The following is a 15473-nucleotide window of genomic DNA, read 5'->3' on the forward strand; positions in this document are numbered from 1 at the left end:
GGACGACCTGATGGACAACGCGATCGACACCGACCACCCCGCCGACGACGGCATCGAGCCGATCGCGATCGTCGGGTTGGCCGCCCGGCTGCCCGGCGCGGCCGACGTGCACGAGTTCTGGCGCAACCTGGTCGACGGCGTGGAGTCGGTGACCGAGCTGACCCGCGAGGAGCAGATCGCCCGGGGCGTGCCGCCCGAGGAGGTCGACGACCCGGGCTGGGTCAGCCGCGCCCCCCTCGTCGACGGCTACGACGAGTTCGACGCCGGCCTGTTCGGGATGACCGCCCGGGAGGCCGAGGTCACCGACCCGCAGCATCGGCTGTTCCTGGAGACCTGCTACACGGCCCTGCAGGACGCCGGCTACGACCCGGCCCGCTACGACGGGGCCGTCGGCGTGTACGCGGGCACCGGCGCGGCGTCGTACCTCAACCGCAACGTGCTGCGCAACAGGAAGGTCGGCGGCAACCCGCACAGCGCCGTCTCCATCGCCACCAGCAACTCGCCGAACTACGTGGCGACGAACGTGTCGTACCGGCTGGACCTGCGGGGGCCGAGCCTGACCGTGCACACCGCCTGCTCCACCTCGCTGGTCGCGTTCCACCTGGCGTGCGAGGCGCTGCGCAACGGCGAGTGCGACATGGCCCTGGCCGGCGGCGTCAACATCGAGCTGCCGCAGGCCGGCTACCTCGGCATGGACGGCTTCACCTCGCCCGACGGGCGGTGCCGGCCGTTCGACGCCGCCGCGAACGGCACCGTGTGGGGCAGCGGCGTGGGGGTGACGCTGCTCAAGCGGCTCTCCGACGCGATCGCCGACGGCGACCACATCCGCGCCGTGGTGCTCGGCAACGCCATCAACAACGACGGGGCGGGCAAGGTCGGCTTCACCGCGCCCAGCGTGGACGGGCAGATGGAGGCCGTCGCCCAGGCCGTCGGGATGGCCGGGATCGACCCGCGCACCATCAGCTACGTCGAGGCGCACGGCACCGGCACCGCGATGGGCGACCCGATCGAGGTGGCCGCCCTGTCGGCGGTCTACACGAAGGACACCGACGACCGGGGCTGGTGCGGCATCGGCTCCGTCAAGTCCAACATCGGCCACCTCAGCCAGCCCTCCGGCATCGTCAGCGTGATCAAGACGGTGCTGGCGATGGAGCACGGGCTGATCCCGCCGACGATCAACTACGAGACCCCGAACCCGGCGATCGAGTTCGCCGACACCCCGTTCTACGTGGCGAACACCCTCACCAAGTGGGACACCGACGGCGCGCCGCGCCGCGCCGGGGTCAGCTCCTTCGGCATCGGCGGCACCAACGCCCACGTGGTGCTGGAGGAGGCGCCCCCGGCGCACCGGGCCGACCGGCGGGTGCGCCCGGCGCAGCTGCTGCACGTCTCGGCGAAGACCGCCACCGCCCTGGACGCCGCCGTGGACCGGCTCGCCGAGCACCTCGCCGGCAACCCCGACGGCGGGGCCGCGCACCTCGCCGACGTCGCGCACACCCTGCGGGTGGGCCGCCAGCAGTACGCCCACCGCCTCGCCGTGGCCGCCACCGACCTGCCCGACGCGGTCGCCGCGCTGCGCAACCCCCGGCGCGCGACGCGCGGGGTGACCGACGGGCCCGCCCCGAAGGTGGGCTTCCTCTTCTCCGGCCAGGGTTCCCAGTTCGCCGGCATGGGCGCGCAGCTCTACGCCGAGGAGCCCGCCTACGCCTCCGTGGTCGACGAGTGCGCCGAGCTGCTCCGCGCCGAGCTGGGCCTGGACCTGCGGGAGCTGATCCTCGGCCGGCACCCGGAGGCGGCCGAGCTGCTGGCGCAGACCCGCTACACCCAGCCCGCCCTGTTCGTCGTGGAATACGCCCTGGCCGTCGCCTGGCAGCGCTTCGGCGTGCGGCCGGCGGCGATGGTCGGGCACTCCATCGGCGAGTACGTCGCCGCGACCGTCGCCGGGGTGCTGGACCTGCCCGACGCGCTGAAGGTGGTGGCCGCCCGGGGCCGGCTCATGCAGTCCCTGCCGGCCGGGTCGATGCTGGCCGTGCCGCTGGACGAGTCGGTGGTCGCCGGGCTGCTGCCCGAGGGCGTGTCGATCGCCACGGTCAACGGGCCGGGCACCTGCGTGGTGGCCGGCGAGGCCGACGCGGTGGCCGCGTTCGCCGAGACGCTGAAGGCCACCCGCAAGGTCAAGAGCAAGGCGCTGCGCACCTCGCACGCGTTCCACTCGCCGATGATGGAGCCGATCCTCGCCGAGTTCACCGCGCTGATGGCCACCGTGGCGCTGCGCGCGCCGCGCATCCCGTTCGTGTCGAACGTCTCCGGCACCTGGATCACCGACGCGCAGGCCACCGACCCGGCGTACTGGGCGGCGCACCTGCGCCAGCCGGTGCGCTTCGGCGACGCGGTGGCCGCCCTGCTCGCCGAGGGCACCTGGGCCCTGGTGGAGTGCGGCCCTGGCCGGCAGCTGGCCAACCTGGCCCGGATGCAGGTCGCCAAGGGCTCGGCGCAGCAGCGGGCCCTGGTGCCGCTGGGCAGCCTCCCGGGCCCGGGGGAGCCGGCCGGCGACCTGGCGACGCTGCTGGCCACCGCCGGGGCGCTGTGGTGCGCCGGCCTGCCCGTGCGCACCGGCTCCGACCCGGCGGCCCGGCGGGTGCCGCTGCCGACGTACCCGTTCGAGCGCCGCCGCTACTGGGTCGACCCGGACCCGGTGGAGGCGGTCGCCGCCGCGCCGGCCGAGACGGGCCCGCGGCCGCTGCCGGAGTGGTTCGCCGTGCCGGTGTGGCGGCAGGCCGCGCCCGCGCCGGCCACCGCGCCGCTCGGCCGGTGCCTGGTGCTGGCCGACGGCCCGCGCGGGGAGGCGCTCGTCGCCGGCCTGCGCGCCGCGGGCGCCGACACCGTCGTGGTACGCCCCGGCGACGCGTTCGCCGCCGTCGACGATGGCTTCGCGCTGCGCCCCGCCGCGCGGGAGGACTTCGACGCGCTGGTCGCCGCCCTCGGCGACGACCTGCCGGCGCGGCTGGTGCACGCCCTCGCCCTCGACGGCGAGCCCACCGGCACCGACATCGCCGCCACCCTCGCCGCCCAGGACCGGGGCTTCTTCAGCGCCCTGCACCTGGTGCAGGCCCTCGCCGGGGCCGGCCGCACCGGCGACGAGCGCCCGCTGGCCCTGGACCTGGTGACCGCCGGCATCGGCGACGTGACCGGCGCGGACCTGACCCGCCCCGAGCACGCCACCCTCGCCGGCCTGGCCCGGGTGCTGCCGGTCGAGCTGCCCGGGCTGACGGTGCGGCTGCTCGACGCCGACCCCGCCGCGCCCGGCGCGGACGCCCTGGTCGCCGAGCTGCGCCGCCCCGTCGACCCGGCGCACCCGGAGGTGGCGCTGCGCGGGTCCCGCCGCTGGGTCACCGGCTACGAGCAGGTGACGGTCGACGCCGAGGCCGAGCCGGGCGCGCTGCGCGACGGCGGCCGGTACGTCATCACCGGCGGCCTCGGCGGCATCGGCATCACCCTCGCCGAGGACTTCGCCGCCCGCGTGAAGGCGAAGCTGGTGCTGTTGGCCCGCTCGGGCCTGCCGCCGCGCGAGCGGTGGGACGACCACCTCGCAGTGCACGGCGCGGACGACCGGGCGGGCCGGGCCATCGCCGCGATCCGCCGGATGGAGGCCGCCGGCGCGTCGGTGCTGGTCCTCGCCGCCGACGTCACCGACCCGGCCGACCTGCGCCGGGTGCGGGCCGCCGCCGAGGCCGAGTTCGGCGGGATCGACGGGATCGTGCACGCCGCCGGCCTGCCCGGCGGCGGCATGGCCGAGGTGAAGGACCGCGCCGAGGCCGACCGGGTGCTCGCCCCGAAGCTCGCCGGCACCCTCGCCCTGGCCCAGGTCTTCGGCGACCTGCCGCTGGACTTCGTGGTGCTCTGCTCCTCGATCACCGCCGTGATCGGCGGCTTCGGCCAGGTCGACTACTGCGCGGCCAACAACTTCCTCGACGCGCACGCCCGCGCCGGGGCCGGCTGGGCCGCGCCGGTGGTGTCGCAGAACTGGGGCGGCTGGGCCGAGGTCGGCATGGCGGCGGAGAGCACCGCGCCGGCCGGGTTCCGGGCGGTGACCCGGGACGCCGTCACCGCCACGGTCGACCACCCGGTGCTCACCACGCGGGTGACCGGCCCGGAGGGCACGGTGCTGCACGGGCTGGTCTCCGCCGCGACCCACTGGCTGCTCGACGAGCACCGCATCGGCGGGGTGCCGGTGGTGCCGGGCACCGCCCACCTGGAGTCGGTGCGTGCCGCCGTGGTCGCCGCCGTCGCGGCCCCCGGCCCCGACGCGGCGGTGGAGCTGCGCGACGTGGTGTTCCTGGAGCCGTTCTCGGTGCCCGACGGCACGATCGCCCAGTACCGGGTGGCGCTCACCCCCGCCGAGGACGGGGCCACGGAGTTCGTGGTGCAGAGCCTCGCCGCCGGGGTGCTGCGCACCCACGTGCGCGGCGCGGCCGGCTGGACCACCGAGCCCGCCCCGGCGGCGGCCGACGTGGCGGCGGTGGCCGCCCGCTCCCGCCGGGTCGACGACGACGCGTCGTTCGGCCGGGGCCGCACCAGCATGCTCACCTTCGGGCCGCGCTGGCGGTCGCTGACCGCGCACCACCTCGCCGACGGCGAGGAGCTGGCGCTGGTGACCGCACCCGCCGAGGCCGCCGCCGACCTCGGCGCGTGGGGCCTGCACCCGGCCCTGCTGGACGTGGCCACCGCGTTCGGCCGGGGGCAGGGCTCCGGCACCTACCTGCCGCTGTCGTACGGGCGGATCGTGGTGCGCGGGCCGCTGCCCGGGCGGTTCCACAGCCACCTGCGCCACCGCGACGGCGGCACCGACGAGGTCGTCTCCGCCGACCTGACCCTCACCGACCCGGACGGGCGGGAGCTGGTCTCGATCAGCGACTTCGTGCTGCGCCGGGTGGACGCGTCGGCGGTCACCGGCGGGCTCGCCGCCGACGGCACGCCAGCCGCCGCCGACGGCCCGGCGGCGGGTGCGCCCAGCGAGGACATCCGCCCGGTCGACGGCGCGGAGGCGTTCCGCCGCAGCCTCACCGCCGGCCTCGGCGCCCAGGTGGTGATCACCACCCGGTCGGTGGCCGACATCCGGGCCCGCGCCGCCCGGGTCACCACCGGGAGCCTGGAGTCGGAGGCCGACCCGGCGGTGTCGGCCGCCACTGTGGAGGCCGGCGCGTCGGCCGCGCCGCGCACCGAGCTGGAGGCCACCATCGCCCAGGTGTGGCGCGACGGCCTCGGCGTGCCGGTCGTCGGCGTGGACGACGACTTCTTCGCCCTCGGCGGCAACTCCCTCGTCGCGGTGCAGCTCATCGCGTCGATGCGCAAGGCGACCGGGGTGCGGCTGCCGATGCGCAGCCTCTTCGAGACGCCCACCGTCGCCGGGCTCGCCGCCCGCATCGAGGAGCTGCGCGCCGAGGCGTCCGCCGCCGACGAGCCCCCGGCCCCGGCCCCGGCCCCGGCCACGAGCATCCCGCGGCTGCCCCGCGCGTGAGCACCAAGGAAGCGGTCCCGCCCGTGAGCACCGAGGAAGCACCAGGAGTCGTGGCTTCAAGCAAGCAAGGGAGTACAGAGCAATGAGCGACACGATCGCCACGCTGCCGGTGGTCGTCGAAAGCGACGGCCGGGCACTGACCGACCTGATCGGCGCGCGCCGTGCCGAGCTGCGGGCCGCCCTCGTCGACCACGGCGGGCTGCTGTTCCGCGGCTTCGACGTCGGCGGCGTCGACGGCTTCGACGCGGTGGTGCGGGCGCTGGCCGGGGAGCCGCTGGTCTACACCGAGCGGTCCTCGCCCCGGCACGCCATCAAGGGCCGGGTCTACACCTCGACCGACTACCCGCCGGACGAGGAGATCTTCCTGCACAACGAGAACTCGTACCAGGCGCGCTGGCCGTTGACGCTGTTCTTCTGGTGCGTCACCCCGCCCGACACCCTCGGCGCGACGCCCCTGGCGGACGTGCGCCGGGTGTACGAGCTGATCGACCCGGCCGTGCGGGAGGAGTTCGTGCGCCGCCGGTGGATGCTGGTGCGCAACTTCCACGCCGACTTCGGCACCCGCTGGCAGGACGTGTTCAACACCGACGACCGCGCCGAGGTCGAGGCGTACGCGGCGGCGAACCGGATCAGCCTGGAGTGGGTGGGCGCGGACGGGCTGCGCACCCGCGCCGTGCGCGAGCCGGTGCACTACCGGCCCGGCTCGGACACCCCGCGCTGGTTCAACCACGCCACGTTCTTCCACCTGAGCACCCTGCCGCAGGAATACCAGGAGGGGCTGCTGGCGATGTTCGGCCCCGACGGGCTGCCGTCGAACACCTACTACGGCGACGGCGGCGAGATCCCCGCCGACGTGCTGGACCACCTGCGGGCCGCGTACCGGGCCGCCAGCGTCCGCTTCGACTACCAGCGCGACGACGTGCTGGTGGTCGACAACATGACGGCCGCGCACGCGCGGGAGCCGTTCACCGGCCCCCGCAAGATCGCCGTCGCGATGGCCGAGCCGCACACCCCCGAGAGCACTGGAGACAACTGATGGCCGAAACCCGATTCCTGGTCGTGCGCAACGACGAGGAGCAGTACTCGATCTGGTCGGCCGACCGGGAGCTCCCCGCGGGCTGGCACGACACCGGCTTCGCCGGCACGCGCTCCGAGTGCCTCGCCCACATCGACACCGTCTGGACCGACATGCGCCCCCGCTCCGTACGCGAGGCAGCCTCATGACGCGGGAGTGGACCTTCCCCGCCTCCTTCGCCCAGGAGCGGGTGTGGCTGGCCAACCAGCTCGACCCCGGCTCGCCGGTCTACAACGTGTCCAACCCGTGGCCCTTCCCGCCCGAGCTGGACGCCGACGCCGTGACCGAGGTGTTCAACCAGGTCGTCGCCCGGCACGAGGCGCTGCGCACCCACCTGCGCTCCGACGACGGGACGCTGGTGCAGGTGGTCCGCGAGCACGAGCCGGTCCGCCTGCCGGCCGAGGACCTGTCGGGCCTGCCCGAGGCCGAGCGGCTCGCCCGCTACCACGCGATCCGCGAGGAGCTGGCGCGCACCCCGATCCCGCTGGACGTTCCGCCGCTGTGGCGGGCCCGGCTGGTCAAGGTCAACGAGGCGTGGTCGGTGCAGTTCGTGGTGCACCACGCCGTCTTCGACGCCCACTCGGCGGTGCTGTTCACCACCGAGCTGTCCGCGTTCACCACGGCCGCGCTGACCGGCGCGCCCGCCGCCGTGCCCGAGCTGCCCATCCAGTACGCCGACTTCGCCGCCTGGCAGCGCGACCAGCTCGCCGGCCCGGAGCTGGACCGGCAGCTCGACTTCTGGAAGGCGCACCTGGCCGGCGCCCCCGCCGTGACCGGCCTGCCGCTGGACCGGCCCCGCCCGGCCCAGCTCGGCTTCGCGGGCGACGAGGTCCGCTTCGACCTGCCCGACGGGCTGCTCGACGCCGTCGGCGCCCTCGCCACCGCGTCGGCGGCCACCCCGTACATGGTGCTGCTGACCGGGTTCGCCGCGCTGCTGTCGCGGATCTCCGGCGACGACACCGTGGTCGTGGGCGTCTCCACCGCCGGCCGGGACACCGCCGAGGTGGCCCCGCTGATCGGCATGTTCGTCAACCCGGTGGCGCTGCGCTGCGACCTGACCGGCGACCCCACCGTCGCCGAACTGCTCGGCCGGGTCAAGGGCGGCCTGCTCGACGCGATGGAGCACGGGCAGACCCCGTTCCAGAAGATCGTCGAAGCGGTCGCCCCGCAGCGGGACCCGTCGGTGCAGCCGATCTTCCAGACCGCGCTGAACTTCATCCCCGACTCCGGCCTGGACCCGGTGCCGCTGGGCACCACGAAGGACGACCTGGCCTTCGACGTCACCGCGGGGGAGAGCCGGCTGGTCTACCGCACCGACCTGTTCGACCGGGCCACCGCCGAGGCGGTCGTCGCCCGCTACGTGCGGCTGCTCGCCGCCGCCGTCGCCGACCCCGGCCGGCGGGTCAGCGAGCTGCCCCTGCTCGACGACGCCGAGCGGCGGCTGGTCCTCGACGCCTGGAACGCCACCGACCACGCCCGGCCGGCCGGCACCGTCGTCGACGAGGTGCAGCGGCAGGCCGCCGCCACCCCGCACGCCACCGCGCTGGTCAGCGACGGCGTCGAGCTGACGTACGCCGAGCTGAACGCCGCCGCGAACCGGCTGGCCCGGCTGCTGGTGGCGCGCGGGGCCGGCCCGGAGACCCGGGTCGCGCTGGCCCTGCCCCGCTCGGCCGACCTGCTGGTGGCCGTCCTCGCGGTGCTCAAGTCCGGGGCCGCGTACGTGCCGGTCGACACCGGCTACCCGGCGGCCCGGATCGCCTATCTCCTCGACGACGCCGAGCCGGCGCTGGTGCTCGCCGCCGCCGACACGGCGGCCCTGGTGCCCGGCGACGCGCTGGTGCTCGACCCGGGCACCGCCGCCGACCTCGACGCGGCCGACCTGACCGACGCCGACCGGGTCGCCCCGCTGCGCCCCGAACACCCGGCGTACGTGCTCTACACCTCCGGCTCCACCGGCCGCCCCAAGGGCGTCGTGGTGGAGCACCGGGCGGTGGCGGCCTACCTGGCCTGGGCCCGGGACGCCTACCCGGGGCTGGCCGGCACGGCGCTGCTGCACTCGCCGGTGTCGTTCGACCTGACCGTCACCGGGCTGCTCGGCCCGCTGACCGCCGGCGGCACCGTCCGGCTCGCCGCGATCGACGAGCCGGCCGCCCGCGCGGGCGGGAAGCCGGCGTTCCTGAAGGTCACCCCGAGCCACCTGCCGCTGCTCGACGACGCCCTGTCCCCGACGGCGGACCTGGTCATCGGCGGCGAGGCGCTCACCGGCGAACAGCTCGCCGCCTGGCGGGCCGCCCACCCGGGCGTGGCCGTCACCAACGAGTACGGCCCGACCGAGGCCACCGTCGGCTGCGTCGCCGCCCGCATCGCACCCGGGCAGGAGCTGGCCGCCGGGGCGGTGCCGATCGGCACGCCCACCTGGAACACCCGGGCGCTGCTGCTCGACGCCGCGCTGCACCCGGTGCCCCCGGGCGTGGCCGGCGAGCTGTACGTGGCCGGCGACCAGCTCGCCCGCGGCTATCTGCGCCGCCCCGGCCTGACCGCCGAGCGGTTCCTGCCCTGCCCGTACGGGCCGCCGGGGCAGCGCATGTACCGCACCGGCGACCTGGCCCGCTGGCGGGCCGACGGGACGCTGGAGTACCTGGGCCGCCGCGACGACCAGGTGAAGGTGCGCGGGATGCGCATCGAGCTGGGCGAGGTCGAGTCGGCCCTGCTGGCCCGGCCGGGCGTGCGGGCGGCGGCGGCGGCCGTGCGCGCCGACTCCGGCGAGCCGGCGCTGGTCGGCTACCTCGTCGGCGACGCCGACCCGGCGACGCTGGCGGCCGACCTGGCCCGGGAGCTGCCCGCGCACCTGGTGCCGGCCGCGTTCGTCACGCTCGACGCGCTGCCGCTGACCCCCAACGGCAAGCTGGACCGGGCCGCGCTGCCCGCCCCGGCCGCCCCGGCGGCGGTCGACGACGCGTACGTCGCCCCGCGCACCGACGCCGAGGCCCTGGTGGCCGAGGTGTACGCCGACATCCTCGGCGTGGAGAAGGTCGGCGCGGCCGACGACTTCTTCGCCCTCGGCGGCAACTCGCTGCGCGGCATGCGGGCGATGGCCCGCATCCGGGCCGAGGTGGACGTGGACCTGCCCATGCGGGCGCTGTTCGGCAGCCCGGTGGTGGCCGACCTGGCCGCCCAGATCGAGAAGCTGATCGCCGCGGAACTCGACGAGCTCTCCGACGCCGAGGTCGCCGAGCTGCTGGCGACGGAAGAGGGACCCACCGCATGACCGACCTGAAGGATCCGGCCCGGGAGGCGGCCCGGCAGGCGCTGATCGCCAAGCGCCTGCGCAAGCGGGCCGCCGCCCCCGCCGCCCGGATCACCCCCCGACCCGCCGGCGCGCAGGTGCCGCTGTCGTACGCCCAGGAGCGGGTCTGGTTCATGGACCAGATCGCCCCGGGCGAGGCGGCGTACCACATCGCGGTGCCGCTGCGGGTGCGCGGGCCGCTCGACGTCGCGGCCCTGCGCGGCGCGCTGGCCGCCCTGACCGCGCGGCACGAGTCGCTGCGCACCCGGTTCCCCGCCGACGCCGACGGCCGCCCCACGGTGGTGGTCGAGGAGTCCGTCGAGGTGCCGCTGACGGTGACGGAGGCGGCCGACGCCGACGCCGCGCAGGCGCTGGTGGAGGCCGCGTCGGCGGAGCCGTTCGACCTGGCCACCGGGCCGCTGCTGCGCGCCCTGCTGATCCGCCTCGCCCCCGATGACCACGTGCTGTTCCTGAGCAAGCACCACATCGTCGGCGACGGCTGGTCGGTGGACGTGCTGCTGCGCGACCTGATCACCCTCTACCACGGCGGCGAGCCGCCCGCCCTGCCCGTGCAGTACGGCGACTTCGCCGTGTGGGAGGGCAAGGAGCTGGACGGCCCGGCGGCCCGGGGGCACCTGGACTGGTGGAAGTCCCGGCTGGCCGGGATCACCCCGCTGGAGCTGCCGCTGGACGCGCCGCGCCCGGCCACCCAGACCTACCGGGGCGACTTCGTCGAGTTCCAGCTCGACCCGGCCGAGACCGAGCGGCTCAACGCGCTCACCCGCACGTCCGGCGCGACGCTGTTCATGACGCTGCTCGCCGCCTACCAGGTGCTGCTGTCCCGGCACGCCGGGCAGGAGGACTTCGCCGTCGGCGCGTCCGTGGCCGGCCGGTCCGTCCCCGAGCTGGAGAACGTCGTCGGCATGTTCATCAACATGCTGCCGCTGCGCGCCGAACTGGCCGGCGACCCGACGTTCACCGAGCTGCTGGAGCGCACCCGGCGCGGCGTGCTGGACGGCTTCGAGCACGCCGACGTGCCGTTCGCCAAGGTCGTGCACGAGCTGGGCCTGCCCCGCGACGTGAGCCGGTCCCCGGTGTTCCAGGCCATGTTCGTGTTGCAGAACTACGAGATGGGCCGGTTCACCGGGGTCTCCGACGCCGCCGACGTGCGCTTCGAGTGGACGCCGATGGAGCTGCGGGCCACCCGGTTCGACTTCGAGCTGCACGCCGTGGAGACCACCGAGGGGCTCTGGGGCAAGCTCGTCTTCAACACCGACCTGTTCACCCGGGCCACCGTCGAGCGGATCGCCCGCCGGTGGACCACCCTGCTGCGGGCGGTCGTCGCCGCACCGGACACCCCGGTCTCGGCCCTGCCGATGGTCGACCCCGCCGAGCGGGAGCTGCTGGCCGCCTGGAACGACACTGCAGCCGGGTTCCCGCAGGAGCAGACCCTGCACGGGCCGTTCGAGGCGCGGGCCGCCGCCACCCCCGACGCGGTGGCGCTGACCTTCGAGGGCCGCCCGGTGACGTACGCCGGGCTGAACGCCGCCGCGAACCGCGTCGCCCACCGGCTGCGCGCGGCCGGCGTCGGCCCGGAGACCCTGGTCGGCGTGTGCGCCGAGCGGTCGGTGGAGCTGGTCGCCGGGCTGCTCGGCGTGCTCAAGGCCGGCGGCGCGTACCTGCCGCTGGACCCGGAGTATCCCGCCGACCGGCTGTCGTTCATGGTCACCGACGCGGCCGCGCCCGTCGTGCTGGTGCAGGAGCACCTGCGCGACGTGCTGCCCGACACCGGCGCGACGGTGCTCGCCCTCGACGACACCGCGACGTGGGCCGACCAGCCCACCACCGACCCCGCGCCGACGGCCGGGCCCGGCAACCTCGCGTACGTCATCTACACCTCCGGCTCCACCGGCCGGCCCAAGGGCGTGCCGAACACCCACCGGGGCATCGTCAACCGGCTGCACTGGAAGCAGGAGACCTACCGGCTCGCCGCCGACGACGCGGTGCTGCAGAAGACCCCCGCCAGCTTCGACGTGTCGGTGTGGGAGTTCTTCTGGCCGCTGCGCGAGGGCGCGCGGTTGGTGCTGGCGAAGCCCGGCGGCCACAAGGACGCCGGCTACCTGCGGGACCTGCTGGTGGCCGAGCGGATCACCACCGCCCACTTCGTGCCGTCGATGCTGACGGTCTTCCTCGGCGAGGACGGCATCGAGGCGGCCACCGGGCTGCGTCAGGTGATCTGCTCCGGCGAGGAGCTGCCGCTGGCCTCGGCGGTGGAGTTCACCACCCGGCTGCCCTGGTGCGAGCTGCACAACCTGTACGGCCCCACCGAGGCGGCCATCGACGTCAGTGCCTGGCACTGCGACCGGGCGGCGCTCGCCGGGCTGTCCGGCGTGCCGATCGGCGGGCCGATCGCCAACCTGCGGCTGCACGTGCTCGACGCGGCCGGCAACGAGTGCCCGGTCGGCGTGGCGGGGGAGCTGCACATCGGCGGCGTCGGCCTGGCCCGGGGCTACCACCGCCGGCCGGCGCTGACCGCCGAGCGGTTCGTGCCCGACCCGTTCTCCGGCGAGCCGGGGGCCCGGCTGTACCGCACCGGCGACCTGGCCCGCTGGGTCGTCTCCCCGGCCGGCAACGGCAACGGCGACGCGGCCGGCAACGCTGACGCGGCCGGCGGCGGAGTGGCGGCCGGCGACGGCCCGCACGGGGTGATCGAGTTCCTCGGCCGCATCGACCACCAGGTGAAGCTGCGCGGCCTGCGCATCGAGCTGGGCGAGATCGAGAGCGCCCTGCGGGAGCAGCCGGGCGTCACCGAGGCGGCCGTCATCGTCCGCGAGGACACCCCGGGCGACAAGCGGCTCACCGCGTACCTGGTGGGCGACGCCGAGCACGCCGCGTTGAAGGCGGCGCTGAAGGAGACGCTGCCCGAATACATGGTGCCGACCGCGTTCGTCACCCTCGACGCGCTGCCGCTGAGCCCCAACGGCAAGCTCGACCGGCGGGCGCTGCCCGCGCCCGTGGTGACCCGAGAGGCGTCGGTGGCGCTGGTCGAGCCGCGCGACGACACCGAGCGGCTGCTGGCCGGGATCTGGTCGGAGGTGCTGGGCGTCGACACGCTCGGCATCGACGACGACTTCTTCGACCTGGGCGGGCACTCGATGCTCGCCACCCAGGTCGTCGCGAAGATCCGCAAGGCCGAGCACGGCGGGCGGCCCGTCGGCGTGATGGACCTGTTCCAGCAGCGGACCATCCGCGAGCTGGCCGCGTTCATGACCGGCGACGCCGCCGACGACGGCCCGCGCCGGCTGCTCTACGAGCTGACCAAGCCGATCCCGGCGGGCAAGCGGGTCCGCACGTACGTCTGCGTCCCCTACGGCGGCGGCAGCGCCATCGTCTACCAGCCCCTCGCCGACGCCCTGCCCGCCGGCAACGCCCTGTACTCGCTGGCGATCCCCGGCCACGACGTGGGCCTCAGCGAGGAGGGCCTGCCGTTCGAGGAGCTGACCCGGCGGGTCGCCGACGAGATCGTCGAGCGGATCTCCGGCCCGATCGTCCTGTACGGCCACTGCGGCGTCGGCAGCGCCATCGTCGCCGAGGTGGCCCGCAAGGTCGAGGCGGCCGGCCGGGAGCTGGAGGCGCTCTACATCGGCGCGATGTTCCCGTTCGCCCGCCCGAAGGGCCTCTTCGCCGCTGCCCGCAACCGTCTCGAACGGCTGCGCAGCAACAAGCACTACGCGAGCTGGCTCAAGTCGATGGGCGTCGACACCGACGAGCTGGACCCGGAGCAGGCCGACCGGATCATCAGCAACATGCGGGCCGACTCCCGCGCCTCCGAGGAGTACTTCACCGGGCTGCTCGACGCCGGTGCGGCGAAGCTGCGCGCCCCGATCGTCTCGGTGGTCGGCTCCGAGGACCCGGTGACCGACTACTTCACCGAGCGGTACGCCGAGTGGCAGTTCCTCACCGACACCGTCGGGCTGGTCGTGCTCGACCAGGCGGGGCACTTCTTCCTCAAGTACCGGGCCGACGAGCTGGCGGAGATCGTCACGTCGGTGCACCCGGCGGTGCGCGCCGGCGACACGACCGCCCTGGAGGCGGCGGCCCGGGGCGAGGACGCCGGCTGGGTCGTCGCCGACCACCAGCGCGTCGGCGCGGACCGGAGCCCCGAGCGGGCCGTGGTCAAGCCGAGCATGGGCCGGTTCGTCGCGGTCACCGCCGGCCAGCTCGTCTCCACCACCGGCTCGGCGTTGACCGCGTTCGCCCTGCCGATCTGGCTGTTCACCCAGACCGGCTCGGTGGCGAACCTGGGCCTGCTGTGGGCGCTGGCGCTGATCTGCGGCGTGCTGATGCTGCCCATCGCGGGCGCGATCACCGACCGGGTCAGCCGCCGTCGCATCATGATGATCGCCAGCTCCGCCGCCGGGTCGATCCAGCTGGTGCTGGCCGCCCTGCTCTGGACGGACAACCTGCGGCTGTGGATGATCTACGCCCTGGTGGCGCTCAGCCAGGTCGCCGGGTCGTTCCAGCGCATCGCGTTCCAGTCGGCGGTGCCGCAGCTCGTGCCGAAGCGCTACCTCGGCCACGCGATGGGCGTCACCCAGCTCACCAACGGCTTCGCGATGCTGCTGATGCCGGTCTTCGCCGCCGGCCTGCTGGCCGCCATCGAGCTCAAGGGCATCCTGCTCATCGACGTGGCCAGCTACGTGGTGGCGGTGACGACCCTGGCGGTGGTCCGCTTCCCCGACCTGCTCGGCTGGCGGCCCCGGGAACGGCTGCTCGTCGCGATCGCCAACGGGCTGCGCTACTCGTGGCAGCACCGGGGCTTCCGGCTCATGCTGGGCTACTTCGCGATCGGCAACATCTTCCTGGCCCCGGCGCTGGTGCTGACCACCCCGCTGGTGCTCTCCTTCGCCACGGCGACGCAGGTGGCGCAGGTGGCCCTGGCGGAGGCGCTCGGCGCGGTGGCCGGCGGCGTGCTGATGTCGCTGTGGGGCGGCCCCCGCCACCGGCGGATGATCGGCGTCCTGATCGGCAACCTCGGCACCGCGCTCGGCTGCGTCGTGATCGGCCTGGACGCCTCCGTGGTGGTCATCTGCGTCGGGGCGTTCTGGCTGGCCATGTCCATGACCACCGCCCAGTCGATCTACGCGACGATCGTCCAGGTGAAGGTGCCGCAGCGCTACCACGGCCGGGTGTTCAGCCTCAACCAGACCATCTCCTGGTCGACGCTGCCCATCGGGTTCGCGCTGCTCGCCCCGGCGGCCACCGGCCTGTTCGAGCCGATGCTCGCCGAGGGCGGGGCGCTCGCCGGGTCGGTGGGCGCGGTCATCGGCACCGGTCCGGGCCGGGGCATCGGCTTCGCGTACGTCTGCTTCGGCGCGGCGCTGGTGCTGGTCACCCTCGGCGGCTTCGCGATCCGGCTGCTGCGCCGCTTCGACGTGGAGGTGCCGGACTCGCTGCCCGACGACCTGATCGGCGCGCAGGAGCGCGAGCGGCGGCTCGCCGCCCGGGCCGCCGAGCGGCAGGAGGAGAAGGTGCCCGTGGCGGCCTGACCCGCCCGGCCGGCCCGTGGGCCGGCCACCACCCGGGCCGAGGGG

The 15473-nt window shown here is 75.2% G+C and carries 5 protein-coding genes; all 5 read left to right on the forward strand.

Annotation, left to right across the window (positions count from 1 at the left end; all coding sequences use genetic code 11):
• The first annotated feature begins 10 nt into the window (after positions 1-10).
• The 5 genes from TK50_RS28610 (at position 11) to TK50_RS28630 (ending at position 15428) form a co-directional block, all read left to right on the forward strand.
• Positions 11-5518 carry a type I polyketide synthase gene (locus TK50_RS28610; RefSeq protein WP_043969517.1) on the forward strand — a complete coding sequence of 1836 codons (5508 nt, stop codon included), beginning with the start codon at positions 11-13 and terminating at the stop codon, positions 5516-5518.
• A gap of 82 nt (positions 5519-5600) precedes the next feature.
• Complete coding sequence (locus tag TK50_RS28615) at positions 5601-6554, forward strand: TauD/TfdA family dioxygenase (protein ID WP_043968606.1); 954 nt, start codon at positions 5601-5603, stop codon at positions 6552-6554.
• A complete protein-coding gene (locus TK50_RS28620; protein WP_043968608.1) occupies positions 6554-6742 on the forward strand; it encodes an MbtH family protein in 189 nt (62 codons plus the stop codon). The genes TK50_RS28615 and TK50_RS28620 overlap by 1 nt, the downstream gene beginning before the upstream one ends.
• Entirely contained in the window at positions 6739-9861 is a 3123-nt protein-coding gene (locus TK50_RS28625) for a non-ribosomal peptide synthetase (RefSeq protein WP_043968610.1), read from the forward strand. The genes TK50_RS28620 and TK50_RS28625 overlap by 4 nt, the downstream gene beginning before the upstream one ends.
• Positions 9858-15428 carry a non-ribosomal peptide synthetase/MFS transporter gene (locus TK50_RS28630; protein ID WP_043968612.1) on the forward strand — a complete coding sequence of 1857 codons (5571 nt, stop codon included), beginning with the start codon at positions 9858-9860 and terminating at the stop codon, positions 15426-15428. The genes TK50_RS28625 and TK50_RS28630 overlap by 4 nt, the downstream gene beginning before the upstream one ends.
• Positions 15429-15473 lie beyond the last annotated feature (45 nt).

The organism is Micromonospora haikouensis, assembly GCF_000876225.1.
Lineage (GTDB): Bacteria > Actinomycetota > Actinomycetes > Mycobacteriales > Micromonosporaceae > Micromonospora > Micromonospora haikouensis.

What these genes read in the sequence shown, in the direction of transcription:
- TK50_RS28620 (WP_043968608.1), top strand. Translation starts at nt 6,554, where the DNA reads ATGGCCGAAACCCGATTCCTGGTCGTGCGCAACGACGAGGAGCAGTAC.
- TK50_RS28630 (WP_043968612.1), top strand. Translation starts at nt 9,858, where the DNA reads ATGACCGACCTGAAGGATCCGGCCCGGGAGGCGGCCCGGCAGGCGCTG.
- TK50_RS28615 (WP_043968606.1), top strand. Translation starts at nt 5,601, where the DNA reads ATGAGCGACACGATCGCCACGCTGCCGGTGGTCGTCGAAAGCGACGGC.
- TK50_RS28610 (WP_043969517.1), top strand. Translation starts at nt 11, where the DNA reads ATGGACAACGCGATCGACACCGACCACCCCGCCGACGACGGCATCGAG.
- TK50_RS28625 (WP_043968610.1), top strand. Translation starts at nt 6,739, where the DNA reads ATGACGCGGGAGTGGACCTTCCCCGCCTCCTTCGCCCAGGAGCGGGTG.